This window comes from Streptomyces cylindrosporus, from assembly GCF_022698165.1.
GTDB lineage: Bacteria > Actinomycetota > Actinomycetes > Streptomycetales > Streptomycetaceae > Streptomyces > Streptomyces cylindrosporus.
The window spans coordinates 318,434-341,730 of sequence record NZ_JALDAY010000011.1 but is presented as its reverse complement, the minus strand read 5'-3'; the positions used below and the strand labels follow the sequence as shown (position 1 = coordinate 341,730).

General features: G+C 67.0%; 28 protein-coding genes. 23 read left to right on the top strand and 5 right to left on the bottom strand.

Going from position 1 to position 23,297, the window contains the following annotated elements; all coding sequences use genetic code 11:
* Positions 1-103: 103 nt before the first annotated feature.
* From MQP27_RS34530 to MQP27_RS34515, 4 genes are all read right to left on the bottom strand, one after another.
* Positions 104-1,345 (bottom strand): hypothetical protein, encoded by a 1,242-nt coding sequence (locus tag MQP27_RS34530; protein WP_242772542.1) that lies wholly within the window; start codon positions 1,343-1,345, stop codon positions 104-106.
* Between the two features lie 68 nt (positions 1,346-1,413).
* Positions 1,414-3,549 (bottom strand): hypothetical protein, encoded by a 2,136-nt coding sequence (locus tag MQP27_RS34525; RefSeq protein WP_242772540.1) that lies wholly within the window; start codon positions 3,547-3,549, stop codon positions 1,414-1,416.
* Entirely contained in the window at positions 3,546-4,292 is a 747-nt protein-coding gene (locus MQP27_RS34520; RefSeq protein WP_242772538.1) for a hypothetical protein, read from the bottom strand. Before MQP27_RS34520 ends, MQP27_RS34525 begins: the two co-directional genes overlap by 4 nt.
* Positions 4,293-4,424: 132 nt before the next feature.
* Positions 4,425-5,192, bottom strand: coding sequence for a Crp/Fnr family transcriptional regulator (locus tag MQP27_RS34515; RefSeq protein ID WP_242772536.1), 768 nt, complete (start codon positions 5,190-5,192; stop codon positions 4,425-4,427).
* Between the two features lie 215 nt (positions 5,193-5,407).
* Between MQP27_RS34515 and MQP27_RS34510 the strand changes: the two genes are divergently transcribed.
* From MQP27_RS34510 to MQP27_RS34480, 7 genes are all read left to right on the top strand, one after another.
* Complete coding sequence (locus MQP27_RS34510) at positions 5,408-5,956, top strand: DUF1707 and DUF4190 domain-containing protein (protein ID WP_242772534.1); 549 nt, start codon at positions 5,408-5,410, stop codon at positions 5,954-5,956.
* Positions 5,957-6,293: 337 nt separating this feature from the next.
* Positions 6,294-6,665 carry a 30S ribosomal protein S12 gene (gene rpsL / locus MQP27_RS34505; protein WP_003948652.1) on the top strand — a complete coding sequence of 124 codons (372 nt, stop codon included), beginning with the start codon at positions 6,294-6,296 and terminating at the stop codon, positions 6,663-6,665.
* Positions 6,666-6,667: 2 nt separating this feature from the next.
* On the top strand, positions 6,668-7,138 hold the full coding sequence (gene rpsG / locus MQP27_RS34500) for a 30S ribosomal protein S7 (RefSeq protein ID WP_003998848.1): 471 nt from the start codon (positions 6,668-6,670) through the stop codon (positions 7,136-7,138).
* A 39-nt stretch (positions 7,139-7,177) separates the two neighbouring features.
* Positions 7,178-9,304, top strand: coding sequence for an elongation factor G (gene fusA, locus MQP27_RS34495; RefSeq protein ID WP_242772532.1), 2,127 nt, complete (start codon positions 7,178-7,180; stop codon positions 9,302-9,304).
* A 171-nt stretch (positions 9,305-9,475) separates the two neighbouring features.
* A complete protein-coding gene (gene tuf / locus MQP27_RS34490) occupies positions 9,476-10,669 on the top strand; it encodes an elongation factor Tu (protein ID WP_242772530.1) in 1,194 nt (397 codons plus the stop codon).
* 263 nt (positions 10,670-10,932) lie between these two features.
* Positions 10,933-12,072: an acyltransferase family protein gene (locus tag MQP27_RS34485; protein ID WP_242772527.1), complete on the top strand. Its 1,140-nt coding sequence runs from the start codon at positions 10,933-10,935 to the stop codon at positions 12,070-12,072.
* A gap of 56 nt (positions 12,073-12,128) precedes the next feature.
* The gene (locus tag MQP27_RS34480) at positions 12,129-12,956 is read left to right on the top strand and encodes a hypothetical protein (RefSeq protein ID WP_242772524.1); all 828 of its coding nucleotides are present in this window, start codon (positions 12,129-12,131) and stop codon (positions 12,954-12,956) included.
* 34 nt (positions 12,957-12,990) lie between these two features.
* Here MQP27_RS34480 and MQP27_RS34475 read toward each other — a convergent pair whose 3' ends face one another.
* Positions 12,991-15,255: a tetratricopeptide repeat protein gene (locus tag MQP27_RS34475; protein WP_242772521.1), complete on the bottom strand. Its 2,265-nt coding sequence runs from the start codon at positions 15,253-15,255 to the stop codon at positions 12,991-12,993.
* 507 nt (positions 15,256-15,762) lie between these two features.
* Here MQP27_RS34475 and rpsJ point away from each other — a divergent pair.
* The 16 genes from rpsJ to rpsH all read left to right on the top strand — a co-directional run bounded on the left by rpsJ (position 15,763) and on the right by rpsH (position 23,286).
* Positions 15,763-16,071, top strand: coding sequence for a 30S ribosomal protein S10 (gene rpsJ / locus MQP27_RS34470; RefSeq protein ID WP_003948644.1), 309 nt, complete (start codon positions 15,763-15,765; stop codon positions 16,069-16,071).
* 17 nt (positions 16,072-16,088) lie between these two features.
* A complete protein-coding gene (gene rplC / locus MQP27_RS34465; protein WP_242772518.1) occupies positions 16,089-16,733 on the top strand; it encodes a 50S ribosomal protein L3 in 645 nt (214 codons plus the stop codon).
* Positions 16,734-16,740: 7 nt separating this feature from the next.
* A complete protein-coding gene (rplD, locus tag MQP27_RS34460; RefSeq protein WP_242772515.1) occupies positions 16,741-17,397 on the top strand; it encodes a 50S ribosomal protein L4 in 657 nt (218 codons plus the stop codon).
* Positions 17,397-17,816 carry a 50S ribosomal protein L23 gene (rplW, locus tag MQP27_RS34455; RefSeq protein WP_242772513.1) on the top strand — a complete coding sequence of 140 codons (420 nt, stop codon included), beginning with the start codon at positions 17,397-17,399 and terminating at the stop codon, positions 17,814-17,816. Before rplD ends, rplW begins: the two co-directional genes overlap by 1 nt.
* Positions 17,817-17,854: 38 nt before the next feature.
* The gene (rplB, locus tag MQP27_RS34450; RefSeq protein WP_242772511.1) at positions 17,855-18,691 is read left to right on the top strand and encodes a 50S ribosomal protein L2; all 837 of its coding nucleotides are present in this window, start codon (positions 17,855-17,857) and stop codon (positions 18,689-18,691) included.
* Between the two features lie 12 nt (positions 18,692-18,703).
* Positions 18,704-18,985 (top strand): 30S ribosomal protein S19, encoded by a 282-nt coding sequence (rpsS, locus tag MQP27_RS34445; protein ID WP_019753092.1) that lies wholly within the window; start codon positions 18,704-18,706, stop codon positions 18,983-18,985.
* A gap of 44 nt (positions 18,986-19,029) precedes the next feature.
* Complete coding sequence (gene rplV, locus MQP27_RS34440) at positions 19,030-19,377, top strand: 50S ribosomal protein L22 (protein ID WP_003974262.1); 348 nt, start codon at positions 19,030-19,032, stop codon at positions 19,375-19,377.
* Positions 19,377-20,198, top strand: coding sequence for a 30S ribosomal protein S3 (rpsC, locus tag MQP27_RS34435; RefSeq protein WP_031477835.1), 822 nt, complete (start codon positions 19,377-19,379; stop codon positions 20,196-20,198). The genes rplV and rpsC overlap by 1 nt, the downstream gene beginning before the upstream one ends.
* Before the next feature lie 5 nt (positions 20,199-20,203).
* Positions 20,204-20,623 (top strand): 50S ribosomal protein L16, encoded by a 420-nt coding sequence (gene rplP, locus MQP27_RS34430; protein ID WP_030788270.1) that lies wholly within the window; start codon positions 20,204-20,206, stop codon positions 20,621-20,623.
* Positions 20,623-20,847 (top strand): 50S ribosomal protein L29, encoded by a 225-nt coding sequence (rpmC, locus tag MQP27_RS34425; protein ID WP_003974259.1) that lies wholly within the window; start codon positions 20,623-20,625, stop codon positions 20,845-20,847. Before rplP ends, rpmC begins: the two co-directional genes overlap by 1 nt.
* On the top strand, positions 20,847-21,134 hold the full coding sequence (gene rpsQ / locus MQP27_RS34420) for a 30S ribosomal protein S17 (RefSeq protein ID WP_007384073.1): 288 nt from the start codon (positions 20,847-20,849) through the stop codon (positions 21,132-21,134). The genes rpmC and rpsQ overlap by 1 nt, the downstream gene beginning before the upstream one ends.
* Positions 21,135-21,231: 97 nt before the next feature.
* Positions 21,232-21,600, top strand: a complete 369-nt coding sequence (rplN, locus tag MQP27_RS34415) for a 50S ribosomal protein L14 (RefSeq protein ID WP_003998823.1) — start codon at positions 21,232-21,234, stop codon at positions 21,598-21,600.
* Between the two features lie 2 nt (positions 21,601-21,602).
* Entirely contained in the window at positions 21,603-21,926 is a 324-nt protein-coding gene (gene rplX / locus MQP27_RS34410) for a 50S ribosomal protein L24 (RefSeq protein WP_003992365.1), read from the top strand.
* Entirely contained in the window at positions 21,926-22,483 is a 558-nt protein-coding gene (gene rplE, locus MQP27_RS34405; RefSeq protein WP_020135807.1) for a 50S ribosomal protein L5, read from the top strand. The genes rplX and rplE overlap by 1 nt, the downstream gene beginning before the upstream one ends.
* 5 nt (positions 22,484-22,488) lie before the next feature.
* Positions 22,489-22,674, top strand: a complete 186-nt coding sequence (locus MQP27_RS34400) for a type Z 30S ribosomal protein S14 (protein WP_003956452.1) — start codon at positions 22,489-22,491, stop codon at positions 22,672-22,674.
* 213 nt (positions 22,675-22,887) lie between these two features.
* Positions 22,888-23,286, top strand: a complete 399-nt coding sequence (gene rpsH / locus MQP27_RS34395) for a 30S ribosomal protein S8 (RefSeq protein ID WP_007384075.1) — start codon at positions 22,888-22,890, stop codon at positions 23,284-23,286.
* The last annotated feature ends 11 nt before the right edge of the window (positions 23,287-23,297 follow it).

Genomic DNA, 23,297 nt, shown 5'->3' with positions numbered 1-23,297 from the left:
TTGTTGTCTGCGCGGGAAATTTCCGTGCGTACGTCTGCCAGGAGCCGTTCTGCGGTGCGCCCGGAGTCGGCGCAAGCGGTCGGGCTGGCCGGCTCAGGCGCCGTCACGCGGCACCGCCTTCTCGGTCGTCGGGCGGAGGCTCGACTGACGGCGTCTCGTACCCCGGCGGCGGTTGCCACGATTCGCTCACTTGGTCAGGACTGGGCGGTGGGGGTGGGGACCCTGGAAAGAGCTGCGGCACGCCGGGCAGGCGTTGGTTGAGGATGTCGCTGACCGTCTTGAGGGCCAGCCTCTTGGGCGTCTCCATCTCGTAGTCTTCGGTCTTGTCGCCGCTCAGCAGCTGTGTGACCAGGTCCATCTGGGCCTGGATCATGCGGAGTTGATCCTCGCGCATGCTCTGCATGACCAGCCGGGAGTCCTCCGGGTGCTGGGCAAGGTGCAAGGCCCAGGCCTCCACGCCGCCCTGGGACAGGTGCCACTGGTAGAAGTTGATCTTCTCGGCTTCGATGCGCTGCAACTCCAGCATCTGCTGCCCCTGTTGCAGGGCGAGTTCGTGCTGGCCCCGGCTCGCGAGCATCGCCTGCTCGTGCTGCTGGCGCTGCTGCTGGAGTACCAGCTCCTGCTGCTGCTGCCCGTACCGCGCGGCCCGCTCGATCTGCAGCCGGTCCTGCTGCCGATCCCGGCGGTCCACCTCGACGTCGATTTCCCTGCCCCGCTCGGCCGCCCGGATCTGCTCGGCGACGGAGTGGTCGATGGCCCGGAGTCGACGTTCGTGGTCGATGTTCTCTTGGTCGCGCCGCAGCCGCAGTGTCCAGGTCACTTGCAGTCCCGCAGACTTGCCGAGCGGTCCCAGCGCGGTGACTGCCTGTAGCAGCTCGTGCTCGGCGCTCGCGCTGTCGGTGATGGCGAAGCGTCGGGTCACCGGCCGCGCAGCCTGCTGCAACTCCCCCAGAACCAGCACAGGGACGTCCCGGTGTCCGCTCGCCACGAACCGGGCCGGGTCGAGGACCTGCCAGGACAGGTCGACCGAGGCCGTGAACTCGAACGCGTCATTGTCGCTGGGCAGCGCAAGTTCTGCCGAGAGCGGATGCACGCCCATGTCCACTTCGTACACGGCTGTGTACCTGTTCGCCGCGATCTCCGCGCGCGTGGGACGTCGGGGCGGCAGATACGATTCGTAGCCGCCCTTAGGAGTGGCGAAGACCAGGGCGCGGTCGATGGGTGCCAGGCGCTTCACCGAGAAGTCGAAGCGGGACAGTTGCCGTACGACGATAACGGGGTCGAAAAGCAGAGGGGGCCGGTCCGCCGGCGGCTGCCATTCGGGCGGATGGCGGAAGCTGGGCATGGCGTGTCTCCTTGGAGAGGTACCAAAGTGGCTCGGGGGCAGGCCGTCCGTCGATCGCTTGGCATCGTTCATCTGAAGTGAAGGGCGGTCAGCAAGCGTTGCGCTGTCACAGGCGGGCGAGCGCCTCCCTCCGCAGGTATCGTGCGCAACAAATGGCTCAGCCTGCGGGCGTCGGATTCCGTGCTGATCAGGGTAGGCAGCAGCTCGGTGAGCGCCCGTTCAGAGGAGGCCGACCGGTCGGCGATCAGCACCCAGTCGCGCAGGACCTCGAGGGCCTCCTGCGAGACCCGGCTGTCGGCGAGAGCGGCCCGCCACAGTGCCGGGATGCCCTGCGCGGCCTCACTGTCCTCGGCCAAGGCCCGGGCGAACCAGGCCAGGACCAGAGGAGCACCGTGCGGATCTTCGTCCTCGGTATGCCGACAGGCGCGCAAGAAACCGGTCAGCGTGATGCTGCGGGCAGGTTGGTCGTTGTTCAGAGTGCGACGCAGATCGCTCAGAATCCGGTCGGCGGCGGGTGACGTCAGGAGCAGTTCGACGGATTCCGCGAGGGCGTGCGTCGCCTCGGTCTCCGGAGCACTCGGGTCGACAGCGGTGTACGAGCGGAGAGCGTCCCGGAGGCCGGCGAGTGCCCGCTCCGGCCTCATGGGGCCCAGCAGCCCTTGGAGGCGCACGGCCGACCAGCGCAGCCGGGGGTCGTCGCAGACCCGCCAGGTGTCGATGATCCGCCAGACGTGCGGCGTGCCAACGAAGTGAGCGAAGGCCAGGCTTCCCACTGCGGCGAGTCGATGCCGGGCGGACCCGGAGGTGGCCCAGGGCTCGATCATCAGCGCCATCGCCGAGGGCAGATCGGCCCGGGAGATCATCGCGACTGTGGCTGCGGCGCGTGTGCGCACAAGTGGACGGCCGTCCGCGGCGAGCCGATAGAGCCAGTGGACCAGGGCGGGACGGGACGAGGGATGTCCTGTCCAGACTTCGTGTAGAAGGGCCGAGGGCGTCCGCTCGTCTTCAAAGGCGGCCATACGCTGGCGCACTGGCCCCCATGCGGTGTGTTCGTACCCGTCGTATTCCCTGGCACGAACACGTGCCAGACGCTCGCCGATGTGGGAGCCGAACACCGGCATCCCCTTGGTACAGGTGGGATCCTCCGTGTTCTGAAGAAGACGGAGGAGCGAGTCGCCGAGTTCTGCGGCGACCGCGAGGGGCCCACCGTCGAAAACGGCAAGCGCGATCAAGAAGGCTCGGTCGCCCAGGGAGTACGAGGTGTTCTCGGCAGTGAACCATGACTGAACTTGGTCTTCGAGCGCGGTCGGCGAGAGGCGACGGACCGCTTCCTCCGGTACCTCTTGGCCGAGGTGCCGGCCGAGGAGCTGAGCAAAGGCAGCCACCTCGCTCATGCTGCGACTCTGGGCCAGAAAGTCATTGACGCAGGGGAGCGCCAAGAGCTCGGAGGCAGTCTCCTCGCCCGTCGTCGCCCGTAGGTGAGAAGCGAGGACCTCCCCTGCCGGTGGTGGCTGCCATTCCACCGTTGGGACACCGTCCAGTACGGCGGTGGGAGTGACCGTGATCACCAAATAGGCGTCCTGGTCTCGCAGACGGTCGCGGGCGGTCGCCAGGTGAATCTCCCGCAAGGGCAGCCCCGTTGGCGCGGTCAGGTCCGACAGGATGTATCCCGTGGGCCGTGCCGCGAGGGTCTCGGCCCGGGGTAATTGTTCCGCGAGCGCACCGGGCACGGTGTCGGGGGCGAGACAGCGGACGGTAGCGACCCCGAGCCGGTGAAGCAGCATCAGAGCGGCTGAGGATTTGCCGGTATCGGGCATTCCGGCCAGTACGAGGACACGCTCCTGACGCAGATTCGCGAGCATCCGATCCATGACGGCTTCGGCGGCGGTGAAACACGCGGCCAACTGGTCGAGTGCTTCGCGAGGAACTGTTTGCGGTCGCTCGGTCGGCTCAGCGACCGGGGACCGCCCGAAGGAGATGTCCGCCACTGCAGCGAGGTCGATGGTCCTGGGGCTGTGGTCGACCAACTCACGTCGTGCGCGCTGCGGGCTCTGGGAACGCTCGTGTTCCGGGCGCGTGCCTCCGTATTCGTGCGGGCCGCCGTCCTCGATCGGCGACTGATTCGGGTCTGGGGGGAAGTCGTGCGGCCGGGCCGAGGTGTTTGGCGCCGCGAGGCCCAGGGAGTGCAGCTGTCGCGTGTTCATGCCTCGTCACTTCGTTTGACGTCGCTGAAGCAGGGGCCAGGAACCGGTGACCCCGCCCAAAGACCCGACGCCGGACTTGCCCAGCCCTGCGCGGACGTGGCGGTCATGGAAGGCGTGCCGCTCTGCGGGCCATCTCCCACGTTGGTGGTCGCGGGAGGAGCGGGTCCACTTTCCGGTACAGGGCCATGCAACCAGGCCTTGAGCGTGCCGTTCTTGCTGGGCACCGTGACAGCGTGGAAGTCGGCCGCCGGAACGCCGGGATGGTCGTGACGCACGACCCCGGAGTACAGGCTCTGGGAAACGCACAGGGCGAAGTCGCCGGCCCGCTCGCGCAGCGCCGAGCGAAGCACGTCGGCGTCGAGCAGTCTGCACGCGTGATTCAGGTCGGATCCCACCCAGCCGGAGTGCTCGTCGATCGACACGTACCCGTTGGCGAGCACCACTCGCAGCCGCATCTGGGCCGCTTTGGAAGCCATGCGGTTGACTGCGCGCAGTTGTATGGGCACCTCGTGGAGCAGCGCTCGAAGCAACCCGGTGACCGAGGCATTGGCGTCGATGAGCTCCATGACCGAGTCGCCACGGTCCGCTCTGCGCCGCCAGGTCTCATCAATGCCCGCGCTGGTCAAGGTGCGGTCGGTGACGTCGTAGAGCATGCGGCGCAAGTATGTCTGCTCCACATCGTCGCGGTCGCTGAATCTCTCGATGTCCAGCAACAGAATGGTGCGGCTCACGGGGTCGGTCATGGGTCGCCTCTCGGAATGCGCCGTGCAGGCCTGCATAGTGGCGAGCCCACGCGTGCGGCCATAAGGGCGGATGACGCATCCGGAGTGTGAACATGTGCACAGAACTTTCCCTGCTCGTCGGCCAGCGCCGCGTCATGGGAGTGGTAACTCCCGCGATGGCGACACCGCATCGAAGCAGGCGGCTTCCCCATCGGCGGTGATCTGCCGTAGGACGTCCGGCCGCAGGATCAGCAGAGTTCTCCGTCCTGTGACCAGCACACCCTTGTTCCGCCATTCCCGCAGCAGCCGCTGAACCATCTCGCGAGAGGCGCCCACTCCGCCCGCCAACTCCTGCTTGCTTAGGGAGACGGCCAGTTCGATGCCCTCCAAGGTGTGGCGGCCGTGCGTGCGGGTCAGTTCGAGGAGGAGGATTGCAAGACGCTCACGCACACTCATGGAGGCAAACTCGAGTCGGCGGCGGTCTGCAGCTCTGTTGCGGTCTGCGGTGAGACCGAGAAGGACGAGGGCGGCGGCCGGAGAGTCCTTGAGAAAGGCTCGGAAGCTTCTGCGCTCCAGGGCCACCGCCTGGACCGGTTCAAGCGTGGTCACCGTCGCTGAACGGGGGCGGCCGGTAAGAGCCGCCGACTCGCCGATGATGTCACCGGGACCACGCAGCGCGAGCAGAGCTTCGTAACCGTTGGCGGCCGATGCGGTGATCTTGGTCCAGCCGCGTACGAGGAAGAGAACGTGGGAGGAGGGCTCGTGCTGGTGGATGAGTACCGTCCGGGTAGGGAACACGAGGGGCCGGCCGAGCCCTAACAGTGCTGTCCGGTCAACGGCTTCCAACCGGGCCAGGAACGGCACCCGGTCGTCCATACCGTTGTCGTCGGGGGTATAGGCCGCTGGCTTCACCGTTGCCATGTGTCATCTCCCCTTATCTCATCGACCGTCGATCGATAAACGTATCCAGAAGGCGAGGTGAGGCAGGGGTTTGTCCGTAACTGCTCGAAGATGACGGGCTACCGTCCACAGTGTCCCCTGCAGGATGACTCGGGGTTTTTTCCGGGGTGGGCCATCTGTGCCGGAAACGGTGGTTCGGCGCATGATGGAAGGCACTCGGATCCGGGGAGGTGCTCGTGTCCAATCCGCCGCAGCCTTGGCAGCCGTGGCAGACGGGACAGGGTGTCCCGCAGCCGTGGCAGGGGCACAGCGCCCCGTCGATGCTGGCCTCGCACGCCGATCGCGAGCGGGCCGTCGACGTGCTCAGAGCGGGGTACGGGGAGGGAAGGCTGGAGCACGCCGAGTTCGAGAAGCGGGTCGCGCGGGCCTACGGCGCCCGTACCGTGGGGGAGCTGGCGCTGCTCGTCGCCGACCTGCCGCAGGGCCCCGTACCGGTCAACCAGCCGCCTCCGCCGGCCGTGCCCGCGACCTTCCTGCCGGCCGTGCCGCCCACCAACGGCAAGGCCGTCGGCGCCATGGTCTGCGGGCTGCTCACGCTCGTGACCGCCGGGCTGACCGGTCTGCCCGCGGTGATCCTCGGCCACTCCGCCCGCAGCGAGATGCAGCGCACCGGCGAGCGCGGCGAGGGCCTCGCGATGACCGGCCTGGTGCTGGGCTGGCTGTCGGTCGCGGGCTGGGCGCTGATCATCACCGTCCTGATCGCGGCGGGGCTGGCGTCGTCCTAGCGCTGACCTGCGTACACCGCCGTAAGACAAGATCGTCGGGCGGCGAAACGAAGATCGGGTCCGGCATGGGGTCTTGACATGGGCCGCATGGTGATGCGGGCGAGGTCCATTTGTTTTGACCGTAGCGTTTGAGGTAGGTACGCTCAGACCTTGTGCCTGGGGTGTGCCCTGGCTCTCGTGCGTGCCTTCAACCGCATCGCGAGCTGTGAGCGGCCACCGTAATCTGTGCTCTTTTCGCCTCGCGGCGGGAGTCCGCCGGATTCGACACACCCGACCGCGTGGGTCGGCGAAGTTCCAGGTTAGCTGTACCCATCGGCACACAGAAACCGGAGAAGTAGTGCCTACGATCCAGCAGCTGGTCCGCAAGGGCCGGCAGGACAAGGTCGAGAAGAACAAGACGCCCGCACTCGAGGGTTCCCCTCAGCGTCGTGGCGTCTGCACGCGTGTGTTCACGACCACCCCGAAGAAGCCGAACTCGGCCCTGCGTAAGGTCGCGCGTGTGCGTCTGACCAGCGGGATCGAGGTCACCGCTTACATTCCGGGTGAGGGACACAACCTGCAGGAGCACTCCATCGTGCTCGTGCGCGGCGGCCGTGTGAAGGACCTGCCGGGTGTTCGCTACAAGATCATCCGTGGCTCCCTCGACACCCAGGGTGTCAAGAACCGCAAGCAGGCCCGTTCCCGCTACGGCGCCAAGAAGGAGAAGTAAGAATGCCTCGTAAGGGCCCCGCCCCGAAGCGCCCGGTCATCATCGACCCGGTCTACGGTTCTCCTCTGGTCACGTCGCTCATCAACAAGGTGCTGCTCAACGGCAAGCGCTCCACCGCCGAGCGCATCGTCTACGGCGCCATGGAGGGCCTGCGCGAGAAGACCGGCAACGACCCGGTCATCACGCTCAAGCGCGCTCTCGAGAACATCAAGCCGACCCTCGAGGTCAAGTCCCGCCGTGTCGGTGGCGCCACCTACCAGGTCCCGGTCGAGGTCAAGCCCGGCCGTGCCAACACCCTGGCGCTGCGCTGGCTGGTCGGTTACTCCCGCGCCCGTCGCGAGAAGACCATGACCGAGCGTCTGCTCAACGAGCTTCTCGACGCTTCGAACGGCCTCGGTGCGGCCGTCAAGAAGCGCGAGGACACGCACAAGATGGCCGAGTCCAACAAGGCCTTCGCGCACTACCGCTGGTAGTCGCAGTCCACATCGAGACCGAGAGAAGACTGAAGCCTTATGGCTACCACTTCGCTTGACCTGGCCAAGGTCCGCAACATCGGGATCATGGCCCACATCGACGCGGGCAAGACGACCACCACCGAGCGGATCCTGTTCTACACCGGCGTTTCGTACAAGATCGGTGAAGTCCACGACGGCGCTGCCACCATGGACTGGATGGAGCAGGAGCAGGAGCGTGGCATCACGATCACCTCTGCTGCCACCACCTGTCACTGGCCGCTGGAAGACGTCGACCACACCATCAACATCATCGACACCCCGGGCCACGTCGACTTCACCGTCGAGGTGGAGCGTTCGCTGCGCGTGCTCGACGGTGCCGTGACGGTGTTCGACGGCGTCGCCGGCGTTGAGCCCCAGTCCGAGACGGTGTGGCGTCAGGCGGACCGCTACGGCGTTCCGCGCATCTGCTTCGTCAACAAGCTCGACCGCACGGGCGCCGAGTTCCACCGCTGCGTGGACATGATCTCGGACCGCCTGGGCGCGCAGCCGATCGTCATGCAGCTCCCGATCGGTGCCGAGGCCGACTTCAAGGGCGTCGTCGACCTCGTGACGATGAAGGCCCTGGTCTGGTCCGCCGAGGCCACCAAGGGCGAGATGTACGACACCGTCGACATCCCGGACACCCACACCGAGGCTGCCGAGGAGTACCGCGGCAAGCTTCTGGAGGCCGTGGCCGAGAACGACGAAGAGATCATGGAGCTGTACCTGGAGGGCGAGGAGCCTTCCGTGGAGCAGCTGTACGCCGCGATCCGTCGTATCACCATCGCGTCCGGCAAGTCCAAGGACACCACGGTCACCCCGGTGTTCTGCGGTACCGCGTTCAAGAACAAGGGCGTCCAGCCCCTGCTCGACGCGGTCGTGCGCTACCTCCCCTCCCCGCTCGACGTCGAGGCCATCGAGGGCCACGCCGTGAACGACCCGGAGGAGGTCGTCAAGCGCAAGCCGTCCGACGACGAGCCGCTGTCCGCGCTGGCGTTCAAGATCATGAGCGACCCGCACCTCGGCAAGCTCACCTTCGTCCGGGTCTACTCGGGCCGCCTGGAGTCCGGCACCGCCGTGCTGAACTCCGTCAAGGGCAAGAAGGAGCGCATCGGCAAGATCTACCGCATGCACGCGAACAAGCGTGAGGAGATCGACGCGGTGGGCGCCGGCGACATCATCGCCGTCATGGGTCTGAAGCAGACCACGACCGGTGAGACGCTGTGCGACGACAAGCAGCCGGTGATCCTGGAGTCCATGGACTTCCCGGCGCCGGTCATCCAGGTCGCCATCGAGCCGAAGTCCAAGGGCGACCAGGAGAAGCTGGGTGTCGCCATCCAGCGTCTCGCGGAGGAGGACCCCTCCTTCCAGGTCCACTCGGACGAGGAGACCGGCCAGACCATCATCGGCGGCATGGGCGAGCTGCACCTCGAGGTGCTGGTCGACCGTATGCGCCGTGAGTTCAAGGTCGAGGCCAACGTCGGCAAGCCGCAGGTCGCGTACCGCGAGACGATCCGCAAGGCCGTCGAGCGCGTGGACTACACCCACAAGAAGCAGACCGGTGGTACCGGTCAGTTCGCCAAGGTGCAGATCGCGATCGAGCCCATCGAGGGCGGCGACGCCTCGTACGAGTTCGTGAACAAGGTGACCGGTGGCCGTATCCCGAAGGAGTACATCCCTTCGGTGGACGCCGGTGCGCAGGAGGCCATGCAGTTCGGCATCCTCGCGGGCTACGAGATGACGGGCGTCCGCGTCACGCTCATCGACGGTGGCTACCACGAGGTCGACTCCTCCGAGCTCGCCTTCAAGATCGCCGGTTCGCAGGCCTTCAAGGAGGCCGCGCGCAAGGCCAGCCCCGTGCTGCTCGAGCCGATGATGGCCGTCGAGGTCACCACGCCCGAGGACTACATGGGTGAGGTCATCGGCGACATCAACTCCCGCCGTGGCCAGATCCAGGCCATGGAGGAGCGGGCCGGTGCCCGCGTCGTGAAGGGCCTCGTGCCCCTCTCGGAGATGTTCGGTTACGTCGGCGACCTGCGCAGCAAGACGTCCGGCCGGGCCAGCTACTCCATGCAGTTCGACTCCTACGCCGAGGTTCCGCGGAACGTCGCCGAGGAGATCATCGCGAAGGCCAAGGGCGAGTAGCGCACCTGCGTTCAACGCACCGCGTTCACACGCTTTAGGCTTGACCCCGGAGCCTCACGGGTCGTTCCTCCGTATACCTGGCGGAATGACCCGGGGCCCGGGATTTGACAGCAAAGATCACCTGGCGCCGATGAAGTAAGGCGTACAGAACCACTCCACAGGAGGACCCCAGTGGCGAAGGCGAAGTTCGAGCGGACTAAGCCGCACGTCAACATCGGCACCATCGGTCACATCGACCACGGTAAGACGACCCTCACGGCCGCCATTACCAAGGTGCTGCACGACGCGTTCCCGGACCTGAACGAGGCCTCGGCGTTCGACCAGATCGACAAGGCTCCCGAAGAGCGCCAGCGCGGTATCACCATCTCCATCGCGCACGTCGAGTACCAGACGGAGACCCGTCACTACGCCCACGTCGACTGCCCCGGTCACGCGGACTACATCAAGAACATGATCACGGGTGCGGCGCAGATGGACGGCGCCATCCTCGTTGTCGCCGCCACCGACGGCCCGATGCCGCAGACCAAGGAGCACGTGCTCCTGGCCCGCCAGGTCGGCGTTCCGTACATCGTCGTCGCCCTGAACAAGGCCGACATGGTGGACGACGAGGAGATCCTGGAGCTCGTCGAGCTCGAGGTCCGTGAGCTGCTCTCCGAGTACGAGTTCCCGGGCGACGACGTTCCGGTCGTCAAGGTCTCCGCGCTCAAGGCGCTCGAGGGCGACAAGGAGTGGGGCCAGTCGGTCCTGGACCTGATGGCCGCCGTCGACACCGCGATCCCGGAGCCGGAGCGCGACGTCGACAAGCCGTTCCTGATGCCGATCGAGGACGTCTTCACGATCACCGGTCGCGGTACGGTCGTCACCGGCCGTATCGAGCGTGGTGTCCTGAAGGTCAACGAGACCGTCGACATCATCGGCATCAAGCCGGAGAAGACCACCACCACGGTCACCGGCATCGAGATGTTCCGCAAGCTGCTCGACGAGGGCCAGGCCGGTGAGAACGTCGGTCTGCTGCTCCGCGGCATCAAGCGCGAGGACGTCGAGCGCGGCCAGGTCATCATCAAGCCGGGCTCGGTCACCCCGCACACCGAGTTCGAGGCGCAGGCCTACATCCTGTCCAAGGACGAGGGTGGCCGCCACACGCCGTTCTTCAACAACTACCGTCCGCAGTTCTACTTCCGTACCACGGACGTGACCGGCGTCGTGACCCTCCCCGAGGGCACCGAGATGGTCATGCCGGGCGACAACACTGAGATGAAGGTCGAGCTCATCCAGCCCATCGCCATGGAAGAGGGCCTGAAGTTCGCCATCCGTGAGGGTGGCCGGACGGTCGGCGCCGGCCAGGTCACGAAGATCAACAAGTGACTCTGAGCCGCTAGGCCACTGGAAGGGCCCGTACGACTTCGGTCGTACGGGCCCTTTCGCTTGCCGTCTTCTCCGGGGTGGGCCCCCGGGGTGGCGACGGCGGTTCGGCGAAGTCTCGGTGAACCCTGAGAGTCGTGCCGTGGAGAGTTGGACCAACTCCCCGACACCGATGCCCCCTATGTTCCTGTCTGCTCGCTGTGGGACGGATGTGACGGCCTAGCGTGGCCGGGTCGGAGCAGAGGACAGACAGGGGATGGTCAGCGATGTCCGTGATGGTGGACCGGCCGACGCAGCAGTTGCGCAAGGTGCAGGTTCGCCGTCCAACGGCCCCGCTCCGCCGCGAGCGCCCGCGCCTGTACGCCATCGACGGCATCCGGCTCCTCGCCGCGCTGATGGTCGCCGTGCACCACTACGCCGGCACCTGGCGGGTGAACCAGCCGGGCAACGCGGTCTGGGTCAGACCCGCCTCCGACATCATGCCGACGGTGTTCCGCTTCGCCTCGTACGGCTGGATCGGCGTCGAGATCTTCTTCGTGATCAGCGGCTTCGTGATCTGCATGTCCTGCTGGGGCCGCAGCCCACGCCAGTTCTTCGTCTCCCGGGTGATCCGCCTCTACCCCGCGTACTGGTTCGGCATCGTCTTCACCACGGCCGTGGTCGTCGCCCTGCCCGGCGTCTGGGACCGCCTCAAGCTGCGGGACATCCTGCTCAACCTCACGATGCTGCAGTCCGGTTCGCACGTGGACAGCGTCGACGGCGTGTACTGGACGCTCTGGTCCGAGCTCCGCTTCTACCTGCTCTTCCTGGTCGTCGTCGCCACCGGGCTGACGTACCGCAAGGTCGTGCTCTTCTGCTGCGTGTGGGGCGCGGCCGCGATGCTGGCCCCGGTGGCGGAGTTCCACCTCCTCACGCTGGCCGCGAACCCGGACGGCGCGTGGTTCTTCATCGCCGGCCTCGCCCTCTACCTGATGCACCGCTTCGGCCAGGACCTGCTGCTGTGGGGGATCCTCGCGCTGTGCTGGCTGATGGGCCAGCGGGAACTGGGCATCCGGATCGACGAGGTCGAGCACGTCTCCGGCTGGCGGGGGAGCTTCCTCATCTTCACCGCCTTCCTCCTGGCCATGGTGGCGATCGCGCTCGGCGCGACGGACCGCATCCGCTGGAAGTGGCTGGTGACGGCGGGCGCGTTGACGTATCCGCTCTATCTCACGCACTACGTCGCCGGTACGACGGTCATCAACCGCCTGAAGGACACGATGGACGCCCGCCTGCTGGTCGTGTCGGTGATCGCCGGGTTCATGGTGCTGAGCTGGCTGGTGCACCGGTTTGTGGAGCGGCCGGTGGCGAGGGTGTTGAAGCGGGGGTTGGACACGTCGTTCGCGCGGTTGCGCAATGCCGCATGAACACATCACGCGTTAATCTGCCCGCTCCCATGTCCCGCATTGCACAAGAGGCGTAAGTGAGAACAGGCAGACCAACGGCCGCCGCGGCCGCGCTCGTCGGGGCGCTCGCTCTGACCCTGCTGGGCGCCCCGGCGGCCCAGGCCAAGGACACCGGCATCACGGTGTCGAAGATCGTCGTCAACAAGGGCAAGCCGATCGTCGTCGGCACGACCAAGGAGGTGGAGCCGTCCCTCACCTTCAGCATCACTCTGCCCGCCGGCTACAGCACCAGTAAGCCGGACCGGTACGACGCGTTTCCCTTCCTCTACCGCGGCGACCTGGAGAAGGCGGCCGACACCGGGGAGAACTACATAGGACCGGGCGTCTACACCTGCTACGAGGTCAGCTCGAAGAAGGCCGACTGCGAGGGGTCCCTCTACATCGATCCGCACCCGAGCCAGGAGCAGGTCGACTCCAACAGCGACGCCACCAAGTGGAAGCTGGGCGTGTCGCTGCGCCTGTTCAAGGCCAACGGCCAGCTCGCCGCCGAGGAGCACGAGACAAGGTCGGCCACCGTCCGGCTCAAGCGGGCCGCGAAGGTCACGGTGAACGCGACGCCCGAGCCGGTCACCAAGGGTGCGAAGATCACCGTCACGGGCAAGGTCACCAGGGCGAACTGGAGCACCAAGAAGTACGGCCCCTACGGCGGCCGCACGGTCACCCTCCAGTTCAGGGAGAAGGGCACCGACTCCTTCAAGGCGGTCAAGAAGGTCACCGCGAACAGCTCCGGCCGGCTCACGACCACGGTGACCGCGGCCGTCGACGGTTCCTGGCGCTGGGTGTACGGAGGCAATGACACCACCGGGGCGGCGACCAGCGGCGCCGACTACGTGGACGTGCGCTGACCTCCGAGGCGGGATGCCTGTGTCGTCGACCTCCTCACCAACTCGGTGGTTCGTAGTGCCAAGCGGGTCTGTTCGGGTCGGTGAGGCGGGCTCGGCAGTCCTCGGTCAGCGGGTGATCCGGTTCCAGGGCGCGCTCGCAGTCGGTGAGCAGCGCCCTGAGATCGGCGTTTCCGCACAGGGCCAGTTGGTGGCGGGCGGCCAGGGTGAGTTCGTGCTCGGGACCGAGCGCCCGCATGGTGTCCTGATGGAGCGGGGCCAGGAGGGCCAGTGCTTCGTCCCGGCCGACGGAGCTCGCGGTGAGGGCCGCCTGCTGAAGACGGACGACGAAGGTACGTGGATGATCGGCACCGTAGAGGGCGGTCCGGCCGTCGACGACCTCCTCCGTGAGGCGCAGTCCCAGCGCGGTGTCTCCGGCGTCGCACACAGCGCCCGCGAGATTCCAGCGTGCGTCGACGGTGAGCCGGTCGAGCGGACCGAGCAGCCTGGTCGCGTCGTCGGCCAACTCATCCCAGAGCCGGACCGCCTCGGCTGTTCGCCCGCACGCGGCGGTGCAGCCGGCGACCTCGAACCTGCAGTCGAGGGTCACGCGGTGCGTCGGCCCCAAGGTACGCAGGGATCGTTCCAGGGCGTCGAGAGCCAGGTCGAGCGCCGCCGCCGGACGGCCCAGGTGAGCAGTCCAGCGGGTGACGTGGAAGGCCGTGGCAATGGACTCGGGGTGGTCTTCGCCGTACCGCAGGCGAGCCTCCTCGTGCAGTTCCGTGGCCAGCTCCAGGGCCTCCTCCTTGTTGCCGGCCCCACCTGTCCACCAGGACAGATCCGAGCGCAGTTCGTACAGGGACTGCCGGTCGGTGTCGGCCGGGGCCGAGTGGAGTGCCGTCCGCAATACCTGGCAGGCTTCGTCCAGCCGCCAGTTCTGTCCGAGCAGCAGTGCCAGCCCGGCGGCCGCGACGACGACCCCGTTGTCCAGGGCCCGTTGAAAGGCGTCGCGGGCAGCCGTGTGCCTCACCTCTCTGATCGCCGCCCATCCGATGTCCACGCAGACCTCCGGCTCGGCCACCGCGATCAACCGCTCCCAGGTGTCGTCCAGAACCGGGTCGTCCACGGCGTCGGGCAGGTAGTCGAACAGGGTGTAGGCGTCCGGAGCCGAGTCGTAGGGGATGAGCAGGCCGCTCGTCGCGTACAGCGGCCTGGTCGCCCACTCCAGGGCCTCCTCCCAGCTCTCGGGGCGCAGCCTGATTCCGCCGTGCGCCGTGAGCTGACGTTCGTGCAAGTCCCGGAGCAGCTCGGCCGGGAGCGGCCGGTTCCAGCCAGCCCGGCGCGCCTCGACCGCCGCGCTCACCAGGGCGGCGCCCCGCACATGTCGTCCTTCGGGCGCCCAAGCGTCCTGCCAGGCCGCGAGCAGTTGTGGTCCGGCGGCGAGGAACTCGGCGACGCCGTAGCGGTCGGCGATGTCGGCCGCCTGCGCCAGACGCCGGTCGTCGCCGAACTCCCGGGCCCGCGCGACCTCTTCGGCGTGCCACCGCCGGTCGAGCCGGATCTCCCGCGCCAGCGCGAGGACGTCCCGCCCCACCCGTCCGCCCGATCCGTCGGACGGGTCCCGGGCAAGGCCCTGGACGTCCATGTAGCGCGCCCGCTCCTGCGCCCTGATGGTGGCCAGGACCACCACGCCCGGGGGCGCGAGTCGCTCCAGCAGGTGCAGAGTGAGGCCACCGGCACCCAGGTATCGCTCCACGTCGTCCAGCCACACGACCGAGCGGCGCTCGCGCCGGACCGCGGTCGCCGCGGCCCGAAGCGCCGTCGGCTCGGTGGGATCGGGCAGGACGAGGGCGGCCTGGGGCAGCACCGCCTGTGCCGCCTCGAACGCCGCCCGTGACTTGCCGGCCGTGGACTCTCCGAAGACCAGTACGAAGCGCTCCGTGCGCAGGGCGTCTTCGATCTCCGCGCTGCGGTCCCGTCGTACGAAGGGAGGTACCCGTGAGCCGGGCGCGTGCGTGCTGCCTTCCGGGGCGGCAGGGTGGACGCCGATCACGAGCAGGTCGTCGATGTCGCGCAGCCTCGGCAGCCGGCCTTGCCGGTCGTGCAGCAGTCCGTCGCCGGAGTCGCCACCTCGGCTCGCCGCCTCCTCGACGAGTCGTTGCCCGCGCTGCGTCAGCGCCGCACCGACCGTCGCGGCCACGGCGACCATCGCTCCGCCCACCACACCCGGCAGCAGCCTGGCCAGCCAGGAGACCCCCGACACCCCTACGGCGACCGTGACGAGCAGCCACCAGCCCCCCGAGCGGTTCCCCCACATCCGCATGTCTGTCCGGTACCCGGGCCGGGAAATCGCCACGCGCACCCGATGGTCAGCTTGCCGGACGGAGGGCTTCTTGCCCCGCAGGATCTGTCGGCCGTCCAGGGCCGCCGCCCGGCCGGGACAGCACCCGTGTTTGACCTGCGTCACGCCCGGGGTATTCTCTCCGGCTCGATTGGCCAGGCCCCTGCCCCATATGGCAGACTGTCCGAGTTGCTCGGTCGAGTGTTGATGCTGCGCGCCTCCCGCCGGGAGGACCGGAAGCGAGTCCCACAGTACTCGTCGTCCTAACTGCCCTCGGGCAGCACTGGGGCGGACGTACGGGAATCTTCCGGGAAGTGCGGTGCGGCACTGGCCAGGCACCCGGTGGATCTCTTTCTCAGACAAGGGATGTTCGAACAAGGGACATCTGTGTCAGTGAAAGCGCGACACGCCCGACCGCGTGGGTCGGAGGTGGAGCGCACGGAGGACCGGGTTCCAGAGCGTGAAGAGACAAAGGACTACTGAGTAGCCATGGCGGGACAGAAGATCCGCATCCGGCTCAAGGCCTACGACCACGAGGTCATCGACTCCTCGGCGAAGAAGATCGTCGAGACGGTGACCCGTACTGGTGCGTCGGTCGCGGGCCCGGTGCCGCTGCCCACTGAGAAGAACGTGTACTGCGTCATCAAGTCGCCGCACAAGTACAAGGACTCGCGCGAGCACTTCGAGATGCGCACGCACAAGCGCCTGATCGACATCCTCGACCCGACGCCCAAGACCGTTGACTCTCTGATGCGACTCGACCTCCCGGCCGGTGTCGACATCGAGATCAAGCTCTGAGGGCCGGTGATCTGAGAATGGCTAAGCAGATCAAGGGCATCCTGGGCGAGAAGCTCGGCATGACGCAGGTGTGGGACGAGAACAACCGTGTTGTTCCGGTCACCGTCGTCAAGGCCGGCCCCAACGTCGTCACCCAGGTGCGTACGAACGACAGCGACGGCTACGAGTCGGTCCAGATCGCCTTCGGCGAGATCGACCCGCGCAAGGTGAACAAGCCCCTCAAGGGCCACTTCGCCAAGGCCGACGTCACCCCCCGTCGACACCTCGTCGAGATCCGGACGGCCGATGCCGCCGAGTACACGCTCGGTCAGGAAATCACCGCCGAGGTCTTCGAGGCCGGCGTGAAGGTCGACGTCACCGGCAAGAGCAAGGGCAAGGGCTTCGCCGGTGTCATGAAGCGCCACAACTTCGGTGGCCTCGGCGCCGGTCACGGCACCCAGCGCAAGCACCGCTCTCCCGGTTCCATCGGTGGCTGCGCCACCCCGGGCCGTGTGTTCAAGGGCCTCCGCATGGCGGGTCGCATGGGCAACGAGCGTGTCACCACCCAGAACCTGACCGTCCACGCCGTTGACGCGGAGAAGGGTCTGCTGCTCATCAAGGGCGCGGTTCCCGGTCCGAACGGCGGCCTCGTCCTGGTCCGCACCGCGGCCAAGGGGGCCTGAGGTACCGATGAGCACTGTTGACATCCTTTCGCCTGCCGGCGAGAAGACCGGTAGCGTCGAGCTCCCCGCGGAGATCTTCGGCGTGGAGAAGATCAGCATCCCGCTGATCCACCAGGTCGTCGTCGCGCAGAACGCCGCTGCCCGTCAGGGCACGCACAAGACGAAGACCCGTGGCGAGGTCCGTGGTGGCGGCAAGAAGCCGTACCGCCAGAAGGGCACCGGCCGCGCCCGTCAGGGCTCGACCCGCGCGCCGCAGTTCGCCGGTGGTGGCGTCGTGCACGGTCCCGTGCCGCGCGACTACTCGCAGCGCACCCCGAAGAAGATGAAGGCTGCCGCCCTGCGTCACGCCCTCACCGACCGGGCGCGTCACAACCGCATCCACGTCGTCACCGGCGTGGTCGAGGGCGAGACCCCCAGCACCAAGGCCGCTCGCACGCTGTTCGGCAAGATCTCGGAGCGCAAGAACCTGCTCCTGGTCGTCGACCGCGCCGACGAGGCCGCGTGGCTGTCCGCCCGCAACCTGCCCCAGGTGCACATCCTGGAGCCGGGCCAGCTGAACACGTACGACGTGATCGTCTCGGACGACGTGGTCTTCACCCAGGCCGCTCTCGAGTCCTTCGTCGCCGGCCCGAAGGCCAACGACACCGAAGGGACTGAGGTCTGATGGCCATCCGTCACCCCGCCATTGCCTCGAAGGCCGCCAAGGCCGCCAAGGCCGCGCGTGTCGCCAAGGCGCGCCGGCACGCCGCCGAGGGCAAGAACACCGTCGAGACGCCGCTGAGCAAGTCGTACACGGACCCCCGTGACGTGCTGCTCAAGCCGGTCGTCTCGGAGAAGAGCTACGCGCTCCTGGACGAGAACAAGTACACGTTCATCGTCGACCCGAACGCCAACAAGACCCAGATCAAGCAGGCCGTCCAGGCGGTCTTCTCGGTCAAGGTCACCGGGGTCAACACGATCAACCGCATCGGCAAGCGCAAGCGGACCCGCACCGGCTTCGGCCAGCGTGCGGCCACCAAGCGCGCGATCGTGACCCTCGCCGAGGGCGACCGTATCGACATCTTCGGCGGTCCGACCGCGTAAGCGGGTCGGATCGTCCGATATCGGACGAGGACTGAGAAATGGGAATCCGCAAGTACAAGCCGACTACGCCGGGCCGTCGTGGTTCCAGCGTCGCCGACTTCGTCGAGGTCACGCGGTCCACGCCGGAGAAGTCGCTGGTCCGCCCGCTGCACAGCAAGGGCGGCCGTAACAACGCCGGTCGTGTGACCGTTCGCCACCAGGGTGGCGGACACAAGCGCGCCTACCGAGTGATCGACTTCCGTCGTCACGACAAGGACGGCGTGCCGGCGAAGGTCGCGCACATCGAGTACGACCCCAACCGCACCGCGCGCATCGCGCTGCTCCACTACGCGGACGGCGAGAAGCGCTACATCCTGGCGCCGAAGGGCCTCAACCAGGGCGACCGGATCGAGAACGGCCCCGCGGCCGACATCAAGCCCGGCAACAACCTGGCGCTGCGCAACATCCCGGTCGGTACGACGATCCACTCCGTGGAGCTTCGTCCGGGCGGCGGCGCCAAGTTCGCCCGCTCCGCCGGTGCCTCCGTGCAGCTGCTCGCGAAGGAGGGCACGATGGCCCACCTTCGTATGCCCTCCGGTGAGATCCGCCTGGTCGACCAGCGCTGCCGCGCCACGGTCGGCGAGGTCGGCAACGCCGAGCAGAGCAACATCAACTGGGGCAAGGCCGGCCGCAAGCGCTGGCTGGGCGTCCGCCCGACCGTTCGCGGTGTGGCGATGAACCCGGTTGACCACCCGCACGGTGGTGGTGAGGGCAAGACCTCCGGTGGTCGCCACCCGGTCAGCCCCTGGGGTCAGAAGGAAGGTCGTACTCGTTCGCCCAAGAAGGCGTCGAACAAGTACATCGTCCGCCGCCGCAAGACGAACAAGAAGCGCTAGGAGCGGGTTTAGATGCCGCGCAGTCTCAAGAAGGGGCCCTTCGTCGACGACCACCTGATCAAGAAGGTGGAAGCCCAGAACGAAGCCGGCACCAAGAACGTCATCAAGACCTGGTCCCGTCGCTCCATGATCGTGCCGGCCATGCTCGGCCACACGCTCGCGGTGCACAACGGCAAGACCCACATCCCGGTGTTCGTCACCGAGTCGATGGTCGGCCACAAGCTCGGCGAGTTCTCGCCGACGCGCACCTTCCGGGGTCACGTCAAGGACGACCGGAAGTCGAAGCGCCGCTAACAGCGGATCGCATTCAGACACGTAAGTAACTGAGAGGGACAACCATGGAAGCCAGGGCCCAGGCGCGGTACATCCGCGTTACGCCCATGAAGGCCCGCCGCGTGGTGGACCTTATCCGTGGCATGGACGCCACGGAGGCTCAGGCTGTTCTGCGATTCGCTCCGCAGGCAGCCTCCGTGCCCGTCGGCAAGGTGCTCGACAGCGCCATCGCCAACGCCGCGCACAACTACGACCACACCGACGCCGACAGCCTCTTCATCTCCGAGGCGTACGTCGACGAGGGTCCGACCCTGAAGCGGTTCCGTCCGCGTGCCCAGGGCCGTGCCTACCGGATCCGCAAGCGGACCAGCCACATCACCGTGGTCGTCAGCAGCAAGGAAGGAACCCGGTAATGGGCCAGAAGGTTAACCCGCATGGGTTCCGGCTCGGTGTCACCACGGACTTCAAGTCCCGGTGGTACGCCGACAAGCTGTACAAGGACTACGTCAAGGAAGACGTCGCCATCCGTCGGATGATGACGTCCGGCATGGAGCGCGCCGGCATCTCGAAGGTGGAGATCGAGCGCACCCGTGACCGCGTGCGTGTGGACATCCACACCGCTCGTCCGGGCATCGTCATCGGCCGCCGTGGCGCCGAGGCCGACCGCATCCGCGGTGACCTCGAGAAGCTCACGGGCAAGCAGGTCCAGCTGAACATCCTCGAGGTCAAGAACCCCGAGACGGACGCTCAGCTGGTCGCTCAGGCCGTCGCCGAGCAGCTCTCCTCCCGCGTCTCCTTCCGTCGGGCCATGCGCAAGAGCATGCAGTCCGCCATGAAGGCCGGCGCCAAGGGCATCAAGATCCAGTGCGGTGGCCGCCTCGGCGGCGCCGAGATGTCCCGCTCGGAGTTCTACCGCGAGGGCCGCGTGCCCCTGCACACGCTCCGCGCGAACGTGGACTACGGCTTCTTCGAGGCCAAGACGACCTTCGGCCGCATCGGTGTGAAGGTCTGGATCTACAAGGGCGATGTCAAGAACATCGCCGAGGTCCGCGCCGAGAACGCTGCGGCCCGTGCGGGTAACCGCCCGGCCCGTGGTGGTGCCGACCGCCCGGCCCGTGGTGGCCGCGGTGGCGAGCGGCGCGGTCGCAAGCCGCAGCAGGCTGCCGGTTCCGAGGCCCCCAAGGCCGAGGCTCCCGCGTCCGCTCCGGCTGAGAGCACCGGAACGGAGGCCTGACCGACATGCTGATCCCCCGTAGGGTCAAGCACCGCAAGCAGCACCACCCGAAGCGTCGTGGTGAGGCCAAGGGCGGTACGACCGTGGCGTTCGGCGAGTACGGCATCCAGGCCCTCACGCCGGCGTACGTGACCAACCGTCAGATCGAGGCCGCTCGTATCGCGATGACCCGCCACATCAAGCGTGGCGGCAAGGTCTGGATCAACATCTACCCGGACCGCCCGCTCACGAAGAAGCCCGCCGAGACCCGCATGGGTTCCGGTAAGGGTTCGCCGGAGTGGTGGATCGCGAACGTGCACCCGGGCCGGGTCATGTTCGAGCTGTCGTACCCGAACGAGAAGATCGCCCGTGAGGCCCTGACTCGCGCAGCCCACAAGCTGCCGATGAAGTGCCGGATCGTCAAGCGCGAGGCAGGTGAAGCGTGATGTCGGCCGGTACCAAGGCGTCCGAGCTGCGCGAGCTGGGCAACGAGGAGCTTCTGGCGAAGCTCCGCGAGGCCAAGGAAGAGCTGTTCAACCTCCGCTTCCAGGCGGCGACCGGTCAGCTCGAGAACCACGGTCGGCTGAAGGCCGTCCGTAAGGACATCGCGCGGATCTACACCCTGATGCGTGAGCGCGAGCTGGGCATCGAGACGGTGGAGAGCGCCTGATGAGTGAGAGCAACGTGACTGAGCAGACTGCAGAGGCCCGCGGCTTCCGCAAGACCCGTGAGGGTCTCGTCGTCAGCGACAAGATGGACAAGACCGTCGTCGTCGCCGTCGAGGACCGCGTCAAGCACGCGCTGTACGGCAAGGTCATCCGCCGTACGAACAAGCTCAAGGCTCACGACGAGCAGAACGCCGCGGGCGTCGGCGACCGTGTCCTCCTCGCGGAGACCCGGCCGCTGTCCGCGACGAAGCGCTGGCGCGTCGTCGAGATCCTCGAGAAGGCCAAGTAATTTCCTGCGAGGCACCCCTCGCAGGACAGTTCCGCCAGGCTCCGGGGGCCGTTCTTGAACGGCCCCCGGGGAACCGGCAGACAAACAGGAGATAGACGTGATCCAGCAGGAGTCGCGACTGCGTGTCGCCGACAACACTGGTGCGAAGGAGATCCTTTGCATCCGTGTGCTCGGTGGCTCCGGTCGCCGCTACGCGGGCATCGGTGACGTCATCGTCGCCACCGTCAAGGACGCGATCCCCGGTGGCAACGTGAAGAAGGGTGACGTCGTCAAGGCGGTCATCGTTCGCACCGTCAAGGAGCGCCGCCGTCCGGACGGCTCGTACATCCGCTTCGACGAGAACGCCGCCGTCATTCTGAAGAACGACGGCGACCCTCGCGGCACCCGCATCTTCGGCCCGGTCGGGCGTGAGCTGCGCGAGAAGAAGTTCATGAAGATCATCTCGCTGGCTCCGGAGGTGCTGTAAGCATGAAGATCAAGAAGGGCGACCTGGTCCAGGTCATCACCGGTAAGGACAAGGGCAAGCAGGGCAAGGTCATCGCGGCCTTCCCCCGCGAGGACCGCGTCCTGGTCGAGGGTGTCAACCGGGTCAAGAAGCACACCAAGGCCGGCCCCACCGCTCGCGGTTCGCAGGCCGGCGGCATCGTCACGACCGAGGCGCCGATCCACGTCTCCAACGTCCAGCTGGTCGTTGAGAAGGACGGCAACAAGGTCGTCACGCGTGTCGGTTACCGCTTCGACGACGAGGGCAACAAGATCCGCGTTGCCAAGCGGACGGGTGAGGACATCTGATGGCTACCACCACCACTCCGCGTCTCAAGACGAAGTACCGCGAGGAGATCGCGGGCAAGCTGCGTGACGAGTTCAAGTACGAGAACGTCATGCAGATCCCCGGCCTCGTCAAGATCGTGGTCAACATGGGTGTGGGCGACGCCGCCCGCGACTCCAAGCTGATCGAGGGCGCCATCCGCGACCTCACCACGATCACCGGTCAGAAGCCGGCCGTCACCAAGGCCCGCAAGTCCATCGCGCAGTTCAAGCTGCGTGAGGGCCAGCCGATCGGTGCCCACGTCACGCTCCGTGGCGACCGCATGTGGGAGTTCCTGGACCGCACCCTGTCGCTCGCGCTCCCGCGCATCCGCGACTTCCGTGGTCTGTCCCCCAAGCAGTTCGACGGCCGTGGCAACTACACCTTCGGTCTCACCGAGCAGGTCATGTTCCACGAGATCGACCAGGACAAGATCGACCGTACCCGGGGCATGGACATCACCGTGGTGACCACGGCGACCAACGACGCTGAGGGCCGCGCGCTCCTTCGTCACCTCGGCTTCCCCTTCAAGGAGGCGTGAGCGAGATGGCGAAGAAGGCTCTGATTGCCAAGGCTGCTCGCAAGCCCAAGTTCGGTGTGCGCGCGTACACCCGCTGCCAGCGCTGCGGCCGTCCGCACTCCGTGTACCGCAAGTTCGGCCTGTGCCGCGTGTGCCTTCGTGAGATGGCTCACCGTGGCGAGCTGCCGGGCGTGACCAAGAGCTCCTGGTAATCCCCGTAATCAGGGATTCCCGAAGCTCTCGGTAAGAAGTGGGCGTGTCAGGCGCCCTCCTCTCCATGGCTTAGGCTTGGAGGGTTGGGCGTCTGACGACTGCCCTTACGACTTACTACGCCGTAGGTCCACCGCACCGCACCCGCCTCGTCTCGGATCGAGGAGAGGGATGGGCACCTGGAAACCCCGGCGAGAGAGGCCGAAGGCCAATTCATGACCATGACTGATCCGATCGCAGACATGCTTACGCGTCTGCGGAACGCGAACTCGGCATACCACGACTCCGTGACGATGCCCGCTTCCAAGATCAAGTCGCACATCGCGGAGATCCTCCAGCAGGAGGGCTTCATCACGGGCTGGAAGGTCGAGGACGCCGAGGTCGGCAAGAACCTCGTCCTGGAGCTGAAGTTCGGCCCCAACCGTGAGCGCTCCATCGCGGGCATCAAGCGGATCTCCAAGCCCGGTCTCCGGGTGTACGCGAAGTCCACCAACCTGCCCAAGGTCCTCGGTGGCCTCGGCGTGGCGATCATCTCCACGTCGCACGGTCTCCTGACCGACAAGCAGGCCGGCAAGAAGGGCGTGGGTGGGGAAGTCCTCGCCTACGTCTGGTAGCGGAAGGGAAC